Here is a 16,947-nt window from a genome sequence, read left to right on the forward strand (position 1 = left end):
CTTAAGAGCCCTTCTTGCCGCCGTGAGCTTTCTCGGTCCTGGCCTGAAGCTCGCGCAGGGTGGTGAGTTCGAGTTCGGATGGCGGAGGCGTCTCCTCGAGCCGCTCGGAGAATCGGACCTTCCAGCCGCAGGTTTCCTGCACCTTATCCCGGGTCACGCCGCGATGCATCGACACGACGGTGAATTCCTTCGTCTCGGGATCCGGCTTCCAGATCGCCAGATCGGTGATCAGGAGCGTCGGACCCTTGGTGGTGATGCCGAGGCGTTCGCGATGATTGCCGCCCTCGCCATGGCCGAAGGAGGTGTAGAAGTCGATCTTCTCCACCATGCCGCGGGTCGCCTGCTTCATGGTGATGAAGACCTGCCGGCAGGAGGTCGCGATCTCCGGCGCACCGCCGCCGCCGGGCAGGCGCACCTTCGGCTTGTGATAGTCGCCGATCACGGTGGTGTTGATGTTGCCGAAGCGGTCGAGCTGGGCGGCGCCCAGAAAGCCGATCGAGATCCGTCCGCCCTGGAGCCAGTAGCGGAACATCTCCGGCACCGACACCGTGGTCACGGCCGTCTCGCACAGCTCACCGTCGCCGATGGAGAGCGGCAGCACGTTCGGCGCCGTGCCGATGGTGCCGCTCTCGTAGATCAGGGTGATGTCGGGCGCATGGGTCAGACGGGCCACGTTGCAGGCGGCCGAAGGAGCGCCGATGCCGACGAAGCAGACGTCGTCGTTGGACAAGGCCCGCGCCGCCGCGATGGTCATCATCTCGTTGGGCGTGAAGTCTGAGAGGCTGGTCATTCTTACAATCCCTTCACGCGGTCGGCGAACACCTCGGGACCCTTGTCGAGCACGTTCTCGTTCATCCAGGCCGTGAAGAGGTCACGGTCCGCGGAGATCTTGTCCCATTCGAGATAGGCAGCGTTGTCGCGGTCGTAATAGCCGTGCGTGTAGGACGGATGGGCTCCGCCCGGCACGTGCACGATGGATGTCACCGTCCAATGCGGCAGTACACAGAGGTTGGGATGCAGATCGTCGAAATCCTCCACGATCTCCTCGACCGTCACTACCGAGCGCTTGGCGGCCAGAACGGCCTCCTTCTGCACGCCGACGATGCCTTCCACCAGCACGTCCCCTCGCCTGCTGGCCTTCTGGGCATGGATGACGGCCACGTTCGGGCGATGCGCCGGCACGGCCGCGAGTTCCTCGCCCGTGAAGGGGCAGGTGACGCTCTTGATCGACGGATTGACGTCCTTGAGACCCGCTCCGCGATACCCGCGGAACACGGCGCAGGGCAGGCCCGCGGCTCCCGCCTCGTAGGCATTGGCCATGGCCGCATGGCTGTGCTCGACCGTCTCGATGGCCCGTGGCCAGCTGTTCTCGATCGCGTCACGCATGCGGCGCAGCAGGCCGACGCCGGGATTGCCCGCGTAGGAGAAGATCACCTTCTTCACGAGCCCCATGCCGATCATCTGGTCGTAGATGATGTCGGGGGTCATGCGGATCAGGGTGAGATCCTTGATCCCCTGCCGGATCACCTCATGGGCGGCCGCATGGGGAATGAGATGGGTGAACCCTTCGAAGGCGACGGTGTCGCCATCGCGCAGGTTCTCGGCAACGGCCTCCTTGAGGCTCTGGAACTTGGCCATGATATGCTTTCAGATCGACAATCAGATATCGAAGAACACGGTTTCCTTCTCACCCTGCAGGTGGATGTCGAAGGTGTAGGTCGGCAATCCGTTCTCCTCGCCGCGAGAGGCCATGAGGGTCGGAATCCTCACCTTGCGGGCGATCTGCGCGAGGACAGGGCACTCCGCGTTGGCGGCTTCCTCGTCGGCGAAATAAAGGCGGGTGTGCAGGCCGATATTGATGCCACGGGCCACGATCCAGACCGTAATGTGCGGCGCCATCATGCGCCCGTCCTTGTAGGGCACGCGGCCGGGCTTGATGGTCTCGAACCGATATTCCCCGGTGGTGCCGTCGCACGGCTGGCGTCCCCAGCCGACGAAGTTGGGATCGGCTTTTCCGCGCGTCTCGGAGGGGCTGTTGTAGAGCCCTTCCGCATCCGCCTGCCAGATCTCCACGAGAGCATCTCTCAAAACATCGCCCGCTCCGTCGAAGATGCGGCCTTTGACGATGATGCGCTCGCCCTTGGTCTCCGGACCCACCAGCACCAGCCCGAGATCCTCGTTCCAGACGCCGGTGATCTCGACCCAGTTCGGGTTCGTGCCGATGTGAACGTAGGGACCCGCCGTCTGGGAGGGCGTCTCCTTCAGGAAATCAAGCTTCTGAACCATCAGTTCCCCTCCATGCGGTTCTCGAACATGGTCGAGCGCCGGCCGCGCAGGACGATATCGAATTTGTAGGCGAGCGAATCCATCGGCAGGGTGTTCTGCCGGTCGAGCGCCGCGATCAGCTGCTCGACGGCGGCCTTGTCGGGCACCGTCATGGCGATCGGGTCCTGCCAGATCATCGGGTCGCCCTCGAAGTAGCATTGGGTGATCAGGCGCTGCGCGAAGGCATGCCCGAAAATCGAGAAGTGGATATGGGCGGGCCGCCAGTCGTTCACGCCGTTCGGCCACGGATAGGCGCCGGGCTTGATGGTGCGGAACCAGTAGCGTCCCTCCTCGTCCGTGATCATGCGTCCGCAGCCGCCGAAATTCGGGTCGATGGCCGCGAGATAGGTTTCCTTCTTGTGCCGGTAGCGCCCGCCGGCATTGGCCTGCCAGAACTCGACGAGAGCACCGGGAACCGGCCGGGCGTTCTCGTCCAGCACGCGGCCGTAGACGATCATCCGCTGGCCGATGGCCTCGCCGGTCTGCGCGTAGTTGCGGATGAGATCGTTGTCCAACGGGCCGATCTTGGAATGCCCGAAGACCGGACCGGTCATCTCCGAAAGCGTGTTCTCGAGCGAGATGAGCGGCTGCTGCGGCGATCGGAGCACCGACGTCTTGTAGGAAGGCGTGAAGGCCGGCGGATGCCAGGTCCTGTCACGCTGAAAATATTGGCCATTATCCGTCATGTTTCCTCCTTCCGGACCGTGCCTTGGCAGACCCGGCTCCCATGTCTCCAGCCCTACCGCCCCTGATCCGGAGCGGCTTCCATTTCGGCAAATGTCTTCTTGACGATCTTGATGGCGTGGTTGGCCGCCGGCACGCCCGCATAGACGGCCACGTGCAGCAACGCCTCCTTGATGTCCTCCTTGGTCGCGCCCGTGTTGCGGGTCGCGCGGACATGCATGGCGACCTCATCGTCCTGCCCAAGCGCCGCCAGGAGCGCGATGGTCACGATGGAGCGCTCGCGCTTGGTGAAGCCGGGACGTGACCACACCGAGCCCCAGGCCCCTTCGGTGATGAAGGTCTGGAAATCGGAGTCGAACTCCGTCAGCTGCGCGGTCGCCCGGTCCACATGGGCGTCGCCGAGCACCTGACGGCGCACCGCCATGCCCGCCTTGTAACGTTCGTTTTGCTCGTTTTCAGACAAGTCCCGCCTCCTGAAGATGCTGACTGATGAGTTTCGACAGCACGGCAGGCTTCTCGACGCAGGGAATATGCCCTGCCCCGTCGATCAGCGCGAAGCGCGCGCCGGGAATGAGATCAGCCGTGCCCTTGACCACCTCGGCAGGCGTCGAGCCGTCCTGATCGCCGGCGACGCACAGTGTCGGAGCCTTGATCCGGCCGGCATCGGGCCTCAGATCGGCATCGCGGATCGCCGCGCAGGTTCCCGCATAGCCATGATCCGGTGTCCGGACCAGCATGTTGCGCCAGCCTGCAACCTCGTCCTTCTGCGCCTCTCGGAACAGCGGCGTGAACCAACGCTGCAGGACATTGTCGGCAATCGGATCGATCCCGCCGTCCTCGACGGCGGTGATCCGCTCGGCCCAGAGTTCCGGCGTTCCGATCTTCGCTGCCGTGCAGCAGAGCGTGAGCGCCTGAACACGCTCGGGAGCTCGCACGGCAATCCGCTGCCCGATCATGCCCCCGACGGAGAGTCCGACGAAGGCGGCCCTGTCGACCTTCAAGTGATCGAGGAGAGCCAGAAGATCGTCCGTATGATCATCGATGGAGTAAGGCGCTGGCGGCGCATCCGAGAGGCCGTGTCCGCGCTTGTCGTAGAGAACGACCCGGAACCGATCCGCGAAGGCCAGAACGACCTCCTGCCAGATGCGGAAATCGCTTCCGAGCGAGTTGATGAAGACCAGAGCCGGGCCATCCTCCTGCCCGAGGACCTGATTGTGCAGGACGATTCCGTTGACGCGTGTGAATGCCATGCCTTACCTCAATGCAGCGAGCCGACGCCGATGTAATGCTCGACCAGTCCCTGATCGGCGCGCAGAGCCTCGCTCGTTCCCTGCCAGGCGATCCGCCCGCGCTCCAGGATGATGACGGATTCCGCGAAATCGAGAGCGCTTTCCAAGCGCTGTTCGACGAGCACGATCGTCATGTCGCCGCTGGAGGCAAGCCGGGTAAAGGCCGCCATGAGCTCCTCGCAGATGACGGGAGCCAGACCTTCGAGCGGCTCGTCGAGGAGCAGGACGGACGGACGGCCCAGGATGGTTCGCGCCGTCGACAACATCTGCTGCTCGCCGCCGGATAATTGCCAGCCGAGATTGTTCCGCCGCTCGTGCAGGCGGGGAAACATGTCGTAGGTTTCCTGAATGACGCTACGCGGCCGGTCCTTCACCCCGACGATCAGGTTCTCCTCGACGGTCAGCGAGCGGAAGATGTCCCTGGTCTGCGGGACGAGGCCGATGCCTCGGCGGGCCCGCTCCGAGCTCTTGAGCGACGACACGTCCGCGCCACCGATCAGGATCTCGCCGCCATAACGCCGGTTCATGCCCATCAGGGTCGATAGCAGGGTCGTCTTGCCCATTCCATTGCGGCCGAGAATGGACAGGCGCGCGCCGGTGGGCACAGAGAACGAGACGTCCTCCAGGACAACCGTCGGGCCGTAGCCCGCGCTCAATCCGCGGACTTCAAGCGACGCTGCGGGCATGGGCATAGTTCCCCAGATAGGCCTCACGGACCTTTTCGTTGGCGGCGACTTCCGAGGGCAGTCCCTCGAAGATGATCTCGCCCGCCGCCAGCACGACCACGCGCTTGGCGAAGCGGAAGACGAGATCCATGTCATGTTCGATCATCAGCACGGCGAGGCTCGGCGGCAGGCGCTCGAGCGCCTGCTCGATCTTGGGCGTATCGCTGGACGGCACGCCGGCCGCCGGCTCGTCGAGAAGCAGGACCTTCGGCCGAAGCGCAAGGGCGATGCCGATTTCGAGAAGGCGCTGCTGGCCATAGGCGATCTCGCCGACCTTGCGCCGCGCCACGTCCAGCAATCCGAGGGTGGCGAGAATGCCCTCCACCTCGCCGGCCACTTCGGAATTGGCCGTGAAGCGGCTCAGGATCCGCGAGGCCTTTCCCTCCCGTTGCAGGACGGTGAGCGTGACGTGCTCCTCCGGCGTCATCTCGGAGAAGAGCCGCGTCACCTGAAACGTGCGCACAAGTCCCTTGCGGACGCGCCGAACGGCTCCGAGGCCCGTGACATCCTCCCCGCTCAGAACGACGCGACCGGCGCTCGGCTGGAGCTGACCTGTCACCAGGTTGACGAAGGTGGTCTTACCGGCGCCGTTGGGGCCGATGAGGGCGAGCCGCTCGCCCGCCGGCATGGACAGCGAGATGTTCCGGCTGACGGCGAGGCCGCCGAAGTTCTTGGTCAGGCTTTCGACGCGAAACAGATCGTTCATGCCCGACCTCCCTTCATGCGCCTGCCGGATCCCGAGATTTTTTCGAGAACGCCACTCAACCCACTGGGCGCTGCAATCACGACGGCGATGAGCAGAGCGCCGACCATCGTCATCCAGTGGAACGGGTTGATGGCCGACACGATGTGCTCGAAGCCCATGAAGATGACGGTGCCGACAAGCGCGCCATAGAGAGTGCCGAGGCCGCCGAGCACCAGCATCACGAGGGCATTGGCGGAAAGCTCGAAGCTGACGCTGTCCAGGCCGACCACCTGGGTGGAGATCGCAGCCAGTGCACCCCCCATGCCGGCGACCGCGCCCGAGATCACGAACATCTTCAAGAGAACCGGGAAGACGAAAGAGCCCATGGCGCGGATGCGGATCGGGTCCTGCTTGATGCCCCGGCACAGCATGCCGAAGGGCGACGACACGATGAACTTCAGGGCGACGAACACGACGACCAGCAGAGCGAGCCCGAACAGATACGCCGTCTGGCCCCACAGATCGAACTCGAACACGCCGAAAAGCGGGCTCACCGTCAGGCCGGCCAGCCCGTCGCTGCCCCCGGTATAGGCCGAAGCCTTATTGGCCGCTTCATGAAACAATTGGACGATGGCGATGGAGAGGACAAGCTGGGCGAGCCCATGGGCGCGCAGCATGATCGTTCCCGTGAGAAGCCCTGCCACCGATCCGGCCACGGCCCCGATGACGATCAGCGTCAAGGGCTCCGTGACGCCGTTCACGCAGGCGATGCCGGCCGCATAGGCGCCGGCGCCGAAGAGTGCGGCCTGCCCCAAGGTCGCCACGCCGCAATATCCGGTGATGAGATCGATCGAGAGGACGAGAAGGGCAATGGCAATGACCCGGGTCAGGAGCGCGAGGTTGTCCGGAAACAGCCAGTATCCCGCAAGACCCGCGGCGATGATGAGGATCACCCCGATTGCATCCCGCAGCCACCGGCTGCCCATTGAAGGAACCGTTGCGACCTTCTCTGTTTGAGCGACGACCTGCACGTTACTGAGCCCTTCCAAAGAAGCCGCGCGGGAACACGCAGACGATGGCGATCACCGCGGCATAGAAGAAGAAATTGCCGAACTCAGGCATGAGGTAGCGCCCGGTCGTGTCCACCGCCCCGAGCAGAAGACAGGCGACGACCGCACCGGGAATGGAGCCTGCGCCACCGACCGAGACGACGACCAGGAAGGTCACCATGTAGCGCAGGGCATAATAGGGCTCGATGGGCAGGAACTCGGCCCCGACGACGCCGCCCAGGGCCGCCAACCCGATGGCGATGGCGAAGCTGATGGCATAGACCACCTGCGTGCGCACACCGAGCGCATCGGCCATGGCGGCATTGTCGACGGTTGCCCTGAGCTTGATGCCGAAATCCGTCTTCTCGATCAGGAACCAGAGCCCTCCGGCGACGACAGCGCCGCAGGCCATGACGAAAAGCCTGTGCGCGGCAATCGTCTTGAACCCGACATCCACAGGCTGGCTCAGGCTGCCCGGCAGCGGAATGGTCTTCAAGGTCGGACCGAAGAAATAGTTGGTGATGCCGATCACGCAGAACGTGATGCCGATGGTCATCAGCACCTGGGTGAGTTCGGGTCTCCCGTAGATCCGGCGGTAGAGCAGGCGCTCGATCGGAATGGAGATGATGACGGTGCCGATGATCGCCAGGAAGATGGCGACCGCATAGCCCAGCCCGAGATCGCGTGCCGCGTAGGAGGCGATGTAGCCCGCGATCATCGCGAAGGCGCCGTGCGCCAGGTTCACCACCCGCATCAGCCCCATCGTGAGCGACAGGCCGATGCAGATGGTGAAGAGAGCCATGCCGTAAGCAAGGGCGTCGATCGCAATGCTGAGGATGGTCTGCATGAAAGATCCCGGGCGGTTGGCTGGTCTGCTGATCGGAAGACGCGGCTCGAGCAAAGCCGCGTCTTCAGGATTGTCGACGTTTGTCGCCTACTGGGTTGCGAGGCCAGGATCCTTCTGGTTCGGGAAGGTCTGGATTTCCTTGTTGGTGGTCTTGCCGTCCGGGCCCTTGACGACCTCGCGCAGATAGATGTTCTCCGTGATGTGGCGGGTCTCGGCATCGATGCTGACGGGACCGCGCGGGCTCGTCCAGGACAGGCCCTTCACGGCGTCCACGGCCTTCTGGGCATCCTGCTTGCCGTCCGTCGCCTCGATCATCTTGTAGATGACATGCATGCCGTCATAGGCCCCGACCGACGGGAAGGAGAGCTGATCGGCTCCGCCGACCGCCTTGGTAGCGGCCTCGACGAACTTCTTGTTCTCGGGGCTGTCGTGCGAGACCGCATAATGGAACGTGGTGAGCAGGCCGAGGGCTCCGTCGCCCAGTGCCGGCAGGTCCGATTCCTGCGTCAGGTCGCCTGGCGCGAAGAACTTGATGCCGGCCTGCTTCAGACCGGTTTCATTGTAGGCCTTCACGAAGCCGAGGGTGGTCGGACCCGAGGGAAGGAAGGCGAAGACCGCCTCGGCGCCGGAATCGCGGACACGCTGCATGATCGGGCTGAAATCGTTGGTGTTCAGCGGCATGCGGATGGCTTCCACCACCTGGCCGCCGGCGGCTTCGAACGCCTTCTTGAAAGCCGCTTCCGCGTCGACGCCCGGCCCGTAATCGCTCACGGCCGAGATCACCTTCTTCACGCCGCGGTCGATGGCGATCTTGCCCAGCGGCGACGTTGTTTGCGCCGTCGTGAACGAGGTCCGCACCACCAGCGGCGACTGGTTCATGATCGCCGAGGTCGCGGCGTTGAAGATCACCAGGGGTGTGTTCGCCTGCTTGAGCAGGGGCGTGATGGCCATGGCGTCCGGCGTGAAGTAGACGCCGCCGAGGTATTGCACCTTCTCCTTCACCACCAGTTCCTGCGCCAAGGCGCGCGACTGCGCCGGGTTGGCAGCCGGAAGGTCGCGATAGATGACCTCGATGTCATGGCCTTTCACGGACTTGCCGTTCAGCGCCATGTAGGCTTCGACACCGGCCTGGAAGTTCTTGCCCTGGAGCGCGAAGGGGCCGGAGAACGGGCCGATGATCCCGACCTTGATCGTGTCGGCATACGCGGAGACCGTGCCCATCAGCACGGCGCCGATGGCAGCGCCAAGAATCCTTTTCGAAGCTTTCATTCCGTTCCTCCCTCTGAGCTGCCCCGATCTCGCTTTCCAGGATCGCGGTTTTCTCATCCTATCGTCTAGCTGTTTGTGCGCATTGCGAACATTGAAAGCTATAGCGCACATGTAGTACGGTTCGCGAAGGTAGTGTCAAGGCTACCAAAGTTCAGCATACCCCTTCGGAGACCGAGATGCAGGCTGGAGAAATCGAGGATCAGGGCAGCGACCGGGATTTCGTGGCGAGTCTCGAAAAAGGCCTCCTCGTGATCGAGGCCTTCGACTCCAACCGGCCGCGGCTCACCCTGTCCGACGTGGCGAAGCTGACCGGCATCACCCGTGCCGCCGCCCGCCGCTATCTGCTGACGCTGACCCGGCTGAACTACGCGGATTTCGACGGACGCTACTTCACCTTGAACCCCCGCATTCTGCGGCTCGGCTATGCCTATCTCTCCTCGGCGTCGCTCTCCGCGCGGGTGCAGCCCTTCCTGGAGCAGATCTCGGAGGCGACCGGCGAATCGAGTTCCGCCGCGATCCTCGATGGCGACGACATCGTCTACATCGCCCGCTCGGCCACACGCCGGATCATGTCCATCGGCTTAGGCGTCGGAAGCCGCCTCCCCGCCTATTGCACATCCCTGGGTCGGGCGATCCTGGCATACCAGCCCGAGGACGTGATCGCGGCCTATCTGCAGCGCGTCCGCCTGGAGGCGAGGACGCCGAAGACGGTCACCGACAAGACGGAGTTTCGCGTCGTCCTCGAAGCCACGCGGGCCCAAGGCTATGCCCTCGTGAACGAGGAGCTCGAATTCGGCCTGCGCTCCATTGCCGTTCCGGTGATCCAGAAGAGCGGTCAGGTGACGATTGCGCTCAACCTCAGCGCCCAGGCCGGACGCGTCTCAGCGGATGAGATGCGCGAGCGCTACCTGCCCTCGTTGAGCGCGGCAGGCGAGTCGCTTCGGTACATGCTCTAAGGGTGCAGATCACCAATTGACCCCTCCCCTTCGGAGGCATCGACGAGCGGAACGTGAGGGATCCGTCGTGCGCCGAGGCACGGCTGTCTCTAGTTCCTATCCATATATCGGCCGAACCAGGCGGATTTACTCGGAGATCATAAGCCTTGACGCACTTTGTCCCAGATCGGTTATGTCACGATTCAGGAACTGCGATGCGCCCGATCTTCCGAACAATTCCATCCGGAACAGCCTTGATGACCACAATTTCTCCTGAAGCTGGATTGGCACCGGTCAGCGCCTGAATGTTCGCGGCATGGGTCACACCCTGGAGGGTCCCGGGTTCCCGCCAAGCTGCGATGAGGGCTTTCGCCCCTTCTATCAGGCCGCCCCGCCGCTACACCATAACAGAAGCGGTTGCGAAAGCCGGCTCGATCTCGACGGCACTCAGATCCAGCAGCCGAGCGGTGTCGGCACTGCGGCACCATGGCGAACTAAGAGGCTTTGTGGCAGCGACCCCTTTGGTCTTCAATGACCGTCCAACGCTCTGGGCGTCCACTCGTCCCTCAGCGCTCAGGTTGCACTGAATGGTGCAATCATCGAGCCTGAATCCTATGGGATCGCCGGCACCTCTGCGCGCATCGGCATGCGCCGGGACGAGCGCTTCCTTGAATCCGAGGACGCAAAGAATACAAGCCAGCGAGGGCTGCCATCTTGCCCGGCTCGATTCCTTCATCAGAGCGTCGAGCCCTTGCGTGATTTCTCCTGTTGGACCAGTTCCTGCAAAAGCTGGTGGGCCAGGGTCTCATGCGCCACTCGAGGGCCAATCTCGGCGGACTTCTTGCCGTAGGTTGTCGTGACGGTCAGCATCTTTCGGTCGACCTTGAAAGTCCCCGCGTAGGTCCTTCCGTCGACCTTGATATGGATCGCATGGCCTGACATGGGAAAATGCCTCCCGGATAAAAGCGCACCTTCGTACTGGTAAAACATACGTCTTCGAGAGACGGGGGGCCACAGCGAATAAGTTGTGTCTCGGCTGACGGACTTGGAGATCTGAGACCAAGGTACGGCCAGTCGACCAAACGTCTAAGTTGGCTCACCCAGAAAATCACTTGTCCAATTGGAACGTCTGCCTTCCCGTTTTCGAGCGGACACACGGTTTATTTCCGAGAAGTGCCAGAAGGAGACGTTTGCCCCCCAAGTCATCCGTTGCGCATGGGAAGCGACAGACGCCGAGGAATAAGGTAGGATACCAATGTCTGCACAAGAATGTAGGATACCAATGTCTGCACAAGAATAAAGACACTTGCCGTCGACCCAGGGGGATCAGGGAGAGTGTCGTGACGCGTTGGCAGCCAGATCCGAGTTTCTATCCCTCACCCCGGCTGGCCGAAAAGGCCCCGCCTGAGACGCTGGCCTATGTGGCCATGTTCGATCCGGACCGGAAGCAACCCGACGGCATTGCGGTTGTCGATCTGGATCCGGCCTCCCCATCCTATGCGCAGATCGTCGGGTCGGTGGCGATGCCCAATGTGGGCGATGAATTGCACCATTTCGGATGGAACGCCTGCTCCTCATGCCTCTGCCCCAACATGCCGCACCCTCATGTCGAACGGCGCTATTTGGTCGTGCCGGGACTGCGCTCGTCGCGCATCCACATTCTCGACACCAAGCCTGACCCACGCAATCCAAAGCTCGTCAAAGTGATCGAACCCGAGGTCATTGCGGAAAGGACCGGCTACACCAGACCTCACACCGTTCATTGCGGCCCGGACGGCATTTATGTGACGGCCCTCGGCAATGCGGAGGGCAAGGCGCCTGGCGGCATCTTCATCATGGATCACGAGAGCTTCGAACCGCTTGGACGCTGGGAGGTCGACCGAGGCCCGCAGCAGCTTGCCTATGATGGCTGGTGGCATCTGGGATACGACACGCTCGTCACCAGCGAATGGGGAACGCCCGACACCTTCGAGAATGGCCTTGTCCCTGAGATCCTCCTCGGCTCGCAATACGGCCGCCGCCTCCACTTCTGGGATCTCCTGAAGCGAAAGCACCTCCAGGAGATCGACTTCGGCGAGGAGCACCAACTCGTGTTCGAGCTGAGGCCGGCTCATGATCCGACCAAGGCCTACGGCTTCGTCAACTGCGTAATCAGCCTCAAAGATCTCTCCTCCTCGATCTGGACCTGGTATCGCGAGGGCGATCATTGGGCCGTCCGGAAGATTATCACGATCCCGGCCGAGCCTGCGGATCCGAACGATCTACCCGACATGTTGAAGGGCTTTGGCGCGGTGCCGCCGCTCGTGACCGATATCGACCTTTCGATGGACGACCGCTTTCTTTACGTCTCCTGCTGGGGCACGGGCGATCTTCAGCAATACGATGTATCCGATCCCTTCAACCCGAAGCTCACCGGTAAGGTGCGGATTGGCGGGATCGTATCCCGCGCCTCCCACCCCAAGGCCGCGAACGGGCATCTGACGGGCGGACCGCAGATGGTCGAGATCAGCCGCGACGGGCGGCGGGTCTACTTCACGAACTCGCTGTACGGACCCATCGACCAGCAATTCTACCACCGCGGCTTTGAGGGTTGGATGGTGAAGCTGAATGCGGATCCGGAGGGCGGCCTCTCCTTCGATGAGGACTTCTTCATCGAGTGGCCAAAGGGGCACCGACCGCACCAGATCAGGCTTGAAGGCGGCGACTGCTCCTCGGACTCGTACTGCTATCCATGAGGAGTGCACGCGCGGATCCGGCAAAATGGGGATGAGCACCATGTCATCCACTCTCTGGCCCTGGATGACGGTTGCCGGTCTCGGTGCCTTCCATGGCCTGAACCCGGCGATGGGATGGTTGTTTGCCGTCGCCCTCGGGCTTCATCGCAAGAGTCGGGGCATTGTCGTTCTGGCGCTCGCTCCCATCGCCCTCGGCCATGCAGCGGCAGTCGGTGCTGTTCTGCTGGCGGTCGTCGGCTTCGGAACCATATTCGATCCAACGATCCTCGGTCGCGAGTCTGGGATCTTGCTGATCCTCTGGGCGGCCGGCCATGCTCTCGCAGGCCATCGCAAGCGGGTCCGCATCGGAATGCAGACCGGCCTGATCGGTCTGACGCTGTGGTCATGCCTCATGGCTGGCGCCCATGGCGCGGGCCTTATGCTCGTCCCTGCGGTCCTGTCCCTGTGCGTCACCCCTGGCATGGGTGGTGAACTGACTGCGAGCACATCGCTCCCGGTGTCCATTGCAGCGCTCGCCGTGCACACGGGCACGATGCTGACCGTCATCGGTGTAATCAGCCTGATCGTCTACAACCAGGGGCTTGCCTTTCTCCGACGCGGCTGGATCAACCTCGATGTCCTTTGGAGCGCTGCCTTGGTCACGGGCGGTGTCGTTCTTCTGTCAGCGTGATCTCATGGCACCGGAGAGCCTCTCTGGTGAGACTTGGTTGCCCGTAGTCTGCTTCGGGTCAAACTTTGAAATTCCGGCCGCTCAACGAACGTCAGCTCTGACCACCAAAGCCGACCAGCCTCTTAGGTCCGGAGAGTGCCGTTACGAGACACTCCCGGTTCACAGGCAGGTGTGGCACCCAAGATGAAATGTCTCTCGTTTCGTAAAGTAGCACTGTCAGTGATGTCGGGTGGGACGGAGCCTGGGACGGCGGCACGCGAAGGTACATGGAATGAGCTCGATAATACTGAGCAGCCGTGGTCCCAGCTAAGCACAGTTGAGTCCCGAAACCGAGTTGAACGTTGTTAATTTCCGTCCAGATCGAATGAAACAACGGGCGGCACTTGTTATCTTAAAAGAAAAGACATATATAGTTTTTATCGGATTTTGGCCGGACAATCGGGTCGTTTCGCTGTTGGCACTGCCAGGCGCACGTTCGGACTTTCTTACCATTACATCGACGAACCGCGTTTGAGGCCACGCTTTTGCGTGCCTTCGTTCACGTGCATCTGCAATAATCGCGAAAGGTTACCCCTATGATTACGGGCACTGTAAAATTCTATAACGATATGAAGGGCTTCGGCTTCATCCAACCGAACGATGGCAGCAAGGACGTGTTCGTTCATGCCACCGCTCTTGAGCGCGCCGGCATGCGCAACCTCGTCGAAGGCCAGAAGGTTGCCTTTGACACGGCTGAAGACCGCCGCTCCGGCAAGATCGCCGTCAACAACATCGAGACCGCGTGATCTTTGATGATCGGCTCAGGACATAGGCCTGTGCTCTAACGACTTGAAGCCGCTCCGACATGGGGCGGCTTTTTCATTTGTGCCAGCCAACACCCGCAGCGGCGGCGCGCGCGTCACGGCCCGGGTCCGGCTAAGCCTCAGGAGAAAAGTATGTCTCACAAATATAAAGTTCATCAGTTGGTCCGCATCACCCATCCGTATTTCTCGGATAAGCGTGCAAGTTCAAACGGCATCTACGAGGTGACCCGTCTCATGCCAGCCGATCAAACCGGCGAAGTCTCGTACAGGATCAAATCGTCCGGCTTTGGCGAACGCGCCGTGCGCGAAAGCGAGATCGCAGCCCGGGCATCCGAGATTTGACCAGCGGCGACGCGTTCTTTCGCGGATCGCAGATCTATGATCCGGTCGCGCTGCTTCGACGGGGCGATGGGATCCTATACGTCGCCCGCGTGGGCATGAAGGCTTCACGGCAGTTTATGATCCTGATGCCGACGGGCGAGCCCGCTTGGCCGCACGAGCCGCTCAGTAGCCTCTCCGACATCGCTTGGGCGCTTCGAGCACACGAGTGGCACGGCGTAATACCCGAGCCCGTTGGACCAAATGAGCGGCAGGCCAGGACGCTGGCGCGGCTGCTAGGCGAGCGGGCTTAGTTGATCGACTCACCGGTGGATGCGCAGGTAACGGACACGGAGGAACGACTATGGCTGATCAACCGACCAATCTCGATTCTCACCGCGGCATGGCAGCCCAGAAGGCAACCGACCTTCGACGTCTCCGATCAGAAGTCGAAGCTGATCAGGAAGCACTGCGTGCGAGACAGGCCGCCCTTGAAGATCTGCTGGCAGCCGCACCCGCTGCCGATTGGCACGAGGCCGTCGAGAAGGCACGCTATCTACTTGGCCTCTTCGCGCAGAGCTTGGATGCAAGCGATCTACGCCGCCGCAAGCTGATCGACCGCGTGAGGGCCGACTTCGACCATCTGCTAGACAATTCGACCCACGAGTGAGACGATCCCAACCACGAACTGACCGATAAACGGAGACTAGCCATGGCCAAGGGCGAACAACGCGGCAACCGCGAGGCAAAGAAGCCGAAGAAGGACAAGCCGAAGGAAGCAATCCCGACCTCGCCCTTTGCGAACCAGGGCAAAGGTGGGACGCCTGCGAAACCATCTGGCGGCAAGCGATAGCGTCCTCTTGCATCGCCTGCGAACGGCCCCGCTCGACACATTGATTGGACAGGATTTGAGCAAGAGAATGTGACGCGTCGGCCAAAGGCATGGATGAGCGTGCGTCCATTGATCGGCGTTCCCGACAAGTGCATTCTATTGTGCATGGTCCCGCGAAATAGGTGATGCTGTCTGAAGAGCTTTTCATGATTCCCTGGGTTTTACTCGACACGGCAAAAATTCCGAGTGACGGGGGTGAGTTGCGCCTCAAGAAGCGCGGGGCCGAGTTCTCCATCATGTTGGGCAGCAACGAATTGATGAATAGCCGCCTCAGTGGTTCCGAGGAGGCGCTCGCCAGACTGTCTTGCCTGAGGGTTCGGGGTCGTGAGCGACCACAGATCCTTATCGGTGGGTTGGGGATGGGCTTTACGCTTCGCGCCGCGCTTGCTGAACTCGGGCCCGATGCTCGGATCACCGTGGCTGAGCTGGTACCCGCCGTCGTGGCATGGGCCCGAGGTCCCATGGCCGAGGTATTCGGCGATAGCCTTACGGATCCGCGCGTCAGCATCTTCGAAGGGGATGTCGGCGGCCTGATAAGATCGAGCCGGTCCGCTTACGATGTGATCCTGCTGGATGTCGACAACGGACCTGAGGGGCTGACACGCAAGGCCAATGATAGCCTCTACGACTTGCCGGGGCTTAGCTCCGCTCGGACAGCACTGACTCCGGGTGGCGTCTTTGCCGTGTGGTCATCGGCACCGAACAAAGCCATCACCCAGCGACTGCGCAAGGCGGGATTTGGTGTGGATGAGGTAGGTGCTCGCGCCAACGGAACACGTGGTGGCGGAAGACACACGATTTGGATTGCGACCAAACAAGGTGACTCACCTGGGTCGCAGGCACAAAGCTAGAGCGATAATGCCGTGTGCTTCGTCACCTATTCGAGCCATCACGCAAATTTCATGCTGGACTGCTTGCTTTGATGACGGTTCCCACCCGGAGCACGTTCGAAGTATACAGCATCCATAAACACGAACCTTGGGCCGTAAGCACCGGACATGGGGCGCAGGTTGGAGCACAAGGAATTGAAGAGTGAGCCGAAGTCTGCTGATACCGGCTCGGCAAGAGCCAAGGAGCGTGTGAAGCCATACATCGGGCTCGATCCGGCACAGGCTCTGGCCGCTGCGGTTTCCAAACCGCGCTAGATCAGCCGCCCCGAGCCTGGGTCTCAGATGTGCCAGAAGCTGACCTGCGCTCATGACGATAGGCAATGACCACCACCTGCCATTGTGGGGCTAGTGTTCTGTCACTGACGAGTGATTCCGAAATCCGATCCGACGTGCGATCCTGCTCTGATGGGCAAGATCGAACGCATTGAGGTTCCCGCCGCTGATCGAGATCGCTTGGAGAGCTTGGTCGGTGACCGCAACACATCCCAGAAGGTCGTCTGGCGGGCTCGGATTGTTCTGCTGGCTGGTGAGGGCCTGCGCGCTACCGAGGTCGCCGGCCGCGTCGGCACGAGCACTCTGACGGTGAGGCGCTGGCGCCGCCGCTATGCGCAGGCGGGCGTCGACGGGCTTCTCAAGGACGCCACCCGCCCGCCAGGGCGCAAGCCCCTCACGGCCGCGGTGATCCAGCGGGTTGTCGACATGACTGAAGTAGTTTGGACTTAATCTGACAGACGGTGTCGTTAGGCTGAGGCATGAGCCGAGGCCGGGCGCGGAGTGGTCGGGGTGCGCAGCGCCCGGCCTCGGGGTTCACAAGGAACATCGTCATGACCA

Annotated in this window: 22 protein-coding genes; 9 read left to right on the forward strand and 13 right to left on the reverse strand. The window is 62.1% G+C overall.

Annotation, left to right across the window (positions count from 1 at the left end; all coding sequences use genetic code 11):
• Position 1: 1 nt before the first annotated feature.
• The 11 genes from FS320_RS05980 to FS320_RS06030 all read right to left on the reverse strand — a co-directional run bounded on the left by FS320_RS05980 (position 2) and on the right by FS320_RS06030 (position 8,873).
• On the reverse strand, positions 2-790 hold the full coding sequence (locus tag FS320_RS05980) for a CoA-transferase subunit beta (protein ID WP_152710181.1): 789 nt from the start codon (positions 788-790) through the stop codon (positions 2-4).
• A 2-nt stretch (positions 791-792) separates the two neighbouring features.
• Positions 793-1,638 carry a CoA transferase subunit A gene (locus FS320_RS05985; protein ID WP_152710182.1) on the reverse strand — a complete coding sequence of 282 codons (846 nt, stop codon included), beginning with the start codon at positions 1,636-1,638 and terminating at the stop codon, positions 793-795.
• A 21-nt stretch (positions 1,639-1,659) separates the two neighbouring features.
• Complete coding sequence (gene pcaG / locus FS320_RS05990; protein WP_152710183.1) at positions 1,660-2,286, reverse strand: protocatechuate 3,4-dioxygenase subunit alpha; 627 nt, start codon at positions 2,284-2,286, stop codon at positions 1,660-1,662.
• Complete coding sequence (pcaH, locus tag FS320_RS05995; RefSeq protein ID WP_152710184.1) at positions 2,286-3,011, reverse strand: protocatechuate 3,4-dioxygenase subunit beta; 726 nt, start codon at positions 3,009-3,011, stop codon at positions 2,286-2,288. The genes pcaG and pcaH overlap by 1 nt, the downstream gene beginning before the upstream one ends.
• Positions 3,012-3,064: 53 nt before the next feature.
• The gene (gene pcaC, locus FS320_RS06000; RefSeq protein ID WP_244626990.1) at positions 3,065-3,472 is read right to left on the reverse strand and encodes a 4-carboxymuconolactone decarboxylase; all 408 of its coding nucleotides are present in this window, start codon (positions 3,470-3,472) and stop codon (positions 3,065-3,067) included.
• Entirely contained in the window at positions 3,465-4,259 is a 795-nt protein-coding gene (pcaD, locus tag FS320_RS06005; RefSeq protein ID WP_152710185.1) for a 3-oxoadipate enol-lactonase, read from the reverse strand. Before pcaD ends, pcaC begins: the two co-directional genes overlap by 8 nt.
• Positions 4,260-4,267: 8 nt before the next feature.
• Positions 4,268-4,984 carry an ABC transporter ATP-binding protein gene (locus tag FS320_RS06010; protein WP_152710186.1) on the reverse strand — a complete coding sequence of 239 codons (717 nt, stop codon included), beginning with the start codon at positions 4,982-4,984 and terminating at the stop codon, positions 4,268-4,270.
• On the reverse strand, positions 4,965-5,729 hold the full coding sequence (locus FS320_RS06015; protein WP_152710187.1) for an ABC transporter ATP-binding protein: 765 nt from the start codon (positions 5,727-5,729) through the stop codon (positions 4,965-4,967). Before FS320_RS06015 ends, FS320_RS06010 begins: the two co-directional genes overlap by 20 nt.
• Positions 5,726-6,694 (reverse strand): branched-chain amino acid ABC transporter permease, encoded by a 969-nt coding sequence (locus FS320_RS06020; protein ID WP_152710188.1) that lies wholly within the window; start codon positions 6,692-6,694, stop codon positions 5,726-5,728. Before FS320_RS06020 ends, FS320_RS06015 begins: the two co-directional genes overlap by 4 nt.
• A gap of 46 nt (positions 6,695-6,740) precedes the next feature.
• Positions 6,741-7,604, reverse strand: a complete 864-nt coding sequence (locus FS320_RS06025; RefSeq protein WP_152710189.1) for a branched-chain amino acid ABC transporter permease — start codon at positions 7,602-7,604, stop codon at positions 6,741-6,743.
• Positions 7,605-7,691: 87 nt separating this feature from the next.
• The gene (locus FS320_RS06030; RefSeq protein ID WP_152710190.1) at positions 7,692-8,873 is read right to left on the reverse strand and encodes an ABC transporter substrate-binding protein; all 1,182 of its coding nucleotides are present in this window, start codon (positions 8,871-8,873) and stop codon (positions 7,692-7,694) included.
• Between the two features lie 176 nt (positions 8,874-9,049).
• On the opposite strand from FS320_RS06030, the gene FS320_RS06035 reads away from it, so the two are divergent.
• A complete protein-coding gene (locus FS320_RS06035; RefSeq protein ID WP_152710191.1) occupies positions 9,050-9,829 on the forward strand; it encodes an IclR family transcriptional regulator domain-containing protein in 780 nt (259 codons plus the stop codon).
• A gap of 175 nt (positions 9,830-10,004) precedes the next feature.
• On the opposite strand, the gene FS320_RS49685 is transcribed toward FS320_RS06035, so the two are convergent.
• Together FS320_RS49685 and FS320_RS06040 are read right to left on the reverse strand one after the other, a co-directional pair.
• Positions 10,005-10,133: a hypothetical protein gene (locus tag FS320_RS49685; RefSeq protein WP_274597151.1), complete on the reverse strand. Its 129-nt coding sequence runs from the start codon at positions 10,131-10,133 to the stop codon at positions 10,005-10,007.
• Between the two features lie 410 nt (positions 10,134-10,543).
• Positions 10,544-10,750: a hypothetical protein gene (locus FS320_RS06040; protein ID WP_152710192.1), complete on the reverse strand. Its 207-nt coding sequence runs from the start codon at positions 10,748-10,750 to the stop codon at positions 10,544-10,546.
• A 398-nt stretch (positions 10,751-11,148) separates the two neighbouring features.
• Here FS320_RS06040 and FS320_RS06045 point away from each other — a divergent pair, with 398 nt between their 5' ends.
• The 8 genes from FS320_RS06045 to FS320_RS06075 all read left to right on the forward strand — a co-directional run bounded on the left by FS320_RS06045 (position 11,149) and on the right by FS320_RS06075 (position 16,839).
• Positions 11,149-12,543: a selenium-binding protein SBP56-related protein gene (locus tag FS320_RS06045; RefSeq protein ID WP_162002853.1), complete on the forward strand. Its 1,395-nt coding sequence runs from the start codon at positions 11,149-11,151 to the stop codon at positions 12,541-12,543.
• A 40-nt stretch (positions 12,544-12,583) separates the two neighbouring features.
• Positions 12,584-13,213 carry a hypothetical protein gene (locus tag FS320_RS06050; RefSeq protein WP_338105298.1) on the forward strand — a complete coding sequence of 210 codons (630 nt, stop codon included), beginning with the start codon at positions 12,584-12,586 and terminating at the stop codon, positions 13,211-13,213.
• Positions 13,214-13,788: 575 nt separating this feature from the next.
• The gene (locus FS320_RS06055) at positions 13,789-13,998 is read left to right on the forward strand and encodes a cold-shock protein (protein WP_036369095.1); all 210 of its coding nucleotides are present in this window, start codon (positions 13,789-13,791) and stop codon (positions 13,996-13,998) included.
• Positions 13,999-14,148: 150 nt separating this feature from the next.
• The gene (locus FS320_RS06060; RefSeq protein WP_152710194.1) at positions 14,149-14,358 is read left to right on the forward strand and encodes a hypothetical protein; all 210 of its coding nucleotides are present in this window, start codon (positions 14,149-14,151) and stop codon (positions 14,356-14,358) included.
• 340 nt (positions 14,359-14,698) lie between these two features.
• The gene (locus FS320_RS06065) at positions 14,699-15,004 is read left to right on the forward strand and encodes a hypothetical protein (RefSeq protein WP_152710195.1); all 306 of its coding nucleotides are present in this window, start codon (positions 14,699-14,701) and stop codon (positions 15,002-15,004) included.
• A 42-nt stretch (positions 15,005-15,046) separates the two neighbouring features.
• Complete coding sequence (locus FS320_RS45815; RefSeq protein ID WP_162866259.1) at positions 15,047-15,187, forward strand: hypothetical protein; 141 nt, start codon at positions 15,047-15,049, stop codon at positions 15,185-15,187.
• 185 nt (positions 15,188-15,372) lie between these two features.
• Positions 15,373-16,077 carry a spermine/spermidine synthase domain-containing protein gene (locus FS320_RS06070; protein ID WP_152710202.1) on the forward strand — a complete coding sequence of 235 codons (705 nt, stop codon included), beginning with the start codon at positions 15,373-15,375 and terminating at the stop codon, positions 16,075-16,077.
• 444 nt (positions 16,078-16,521) lie between these two features.
• Positions 16,522-16,839 carry a helix-turn-helix domain-containing protein gene (locus FS320_RS06075; protein WP_152710196.1) on the forward strand — a complete coding sequence of 106 codons (318 nt, stop codon included), beginning with the start codon at positions 16,522-16,524 and terminating at the stop codon, positions 16,837-16,839.
• Positions 16,840-16,947 lie beyond the last annotated feature (108 nt).

Origin of the sequence: Microvirga tunisiensis (assembly GCF_009296175.1) — a bacterium.
Classification (GTDB): Bacteria; Pseudomonadota; Alphaproteobacteria; order Rhizobiales; family Beijerinckiaceae; genus Microvirga; species Microvirga tunisiensis.

Excerpts from the sequence above, each read along its gene's own strand:
- FS320_RS05980 (WP_152710181.1), bottom strand. The coding sequence starts at position 790 with ATGACCAGCCTCTCAGACTTCACGCCCAACGAGATGATGACCATCGCG.
- FS320_RS05985 (WP_152710182.1), bottom strand. The coding sequence starts at position 1,638 with ATGGCCAAGTTCCAGAGCCTCAAGGAGGCCGTTGCCGAGAACCTGCGC.
- pcaG (WP_152710183.1), bottom strand. The coding sequence starts at position 2,286 with ATGGTTCAGAAGCTTGATTTCCTGAAGGAGACGCCCTCCCAGACGGCG.
- pcaH (WP_152710184.1), bottom strand. The coding sequence starts at position 3,011 with ATGACGGATAATGGCCAATATTTTCAGCGTGACAGGACCTGGCATCCG.
- pcaD (WP_152710185.1), bottom strand. The coding sequence starts at position 4,259 with ATGGCATTCACACGCGTCAACGGAATCGTCCTGCACAATCAGGTCCTC.
- FS320_RS06010 (WP_152710186.1), bottom strand. The coding sequence starts at position 4,984 with ATGCCCGCAGCGTCGCTTGAAGTCCGCGGATTGAGCGCGGGCTACGGC.
- FS320_RS06015 (WP_152710187.1), bottom strand. The coding sequence starts at position 5,729 with ATGAACGATCTGTTTCGCGTCGAAAGCCTGACCAAGAACTTCGGCGGC.
- FS320_RS06020 (WP_152710188.1), bottom strand. The coding sequence starts at position 6,694 with ATGGGCAGCCGGTGGCTGCGGGATGCAATCGGGGTGATCCTCATCATC.
- FS320_RS06025 (WP_152710189.1), bottom strand. The coding sequence starts at position 7,604 with ATGCAGACCATCCTCAGCATTGCGATCGACGCCCTTGCTTACGGCATG.
- FS320_RS06030 (WP_152710190.1), bottom strand. The coding sequence starts at position 8,873 with ATGAAAGCTTCGAAAAGGATTCTTGGCGCTGCCATCGGCGCCGTGCTG.
- FS320_RS06035 (WP_152710191.1), top strand. The coding sequence starts at position 9,050 with ATGCAGGCTGGAGAAATCGAGGATCAGGGCAGCGACCGGGATTTCGTG.
- FS320_RS06040 (WP_152710192.1), bottom strand. The coding sequence starts at position 10,750 with ATGTCAGGCCATGCGATCCATATCAAGGTCGACGGAAGGACCTACGCG.
- FS320_RS06050 (WP_338105298.1), top strand. The coding sequence starts at position 12,584 with ATGTCATCCACTCTCTGGCCCTGGATGACGGTTGCCGGTCTCGGTGCC.
- FS320_RS06055 (WP_036369095.1), top strand. The coding sequence starts at position 13,789 with ATGATTACGGGCACTGTAAAATTCTATAACGATATGAAGGGCTTCGGC.
- FS320_RS06060 (WP_152710194.1), top strand. The coding sequence starts at position 14,149 with ATGTCTCACAAATATAAAGTTCATCAGTTGGTCCGCATCACCCATCCG.
- FS320_RS06065 (WP_152710195.1), top strand. The coding sequence starts at position 14,699 with ATGGCTGATCAACCGACCAATCTCGATTCTCACCGCGGCATGGCAGCC.
- FS320_RS45815 (WP_162866259.1), top strand. The coding sequence starts at position 15,047 with ATGGCCAAGGGCGAACAACGCGGCAACCGCGAGGCAAAGAAGCCGAAG.
- FS320_RS06070 (WP_152710202.1), top strand. The coding sequence starts at position 15,373 with ATGATTCCCTGGGTTTTACTCGACACGGCAAAAATTCCGAGTGACGGG.
- FS320_RS06075 (WP_152710196.1), top strand. The coding sequence starts at position 16,522 with ATGGGCAAGATCGAACGCATTGAGGTTCCCGCCGCTGATCGAGATCGC.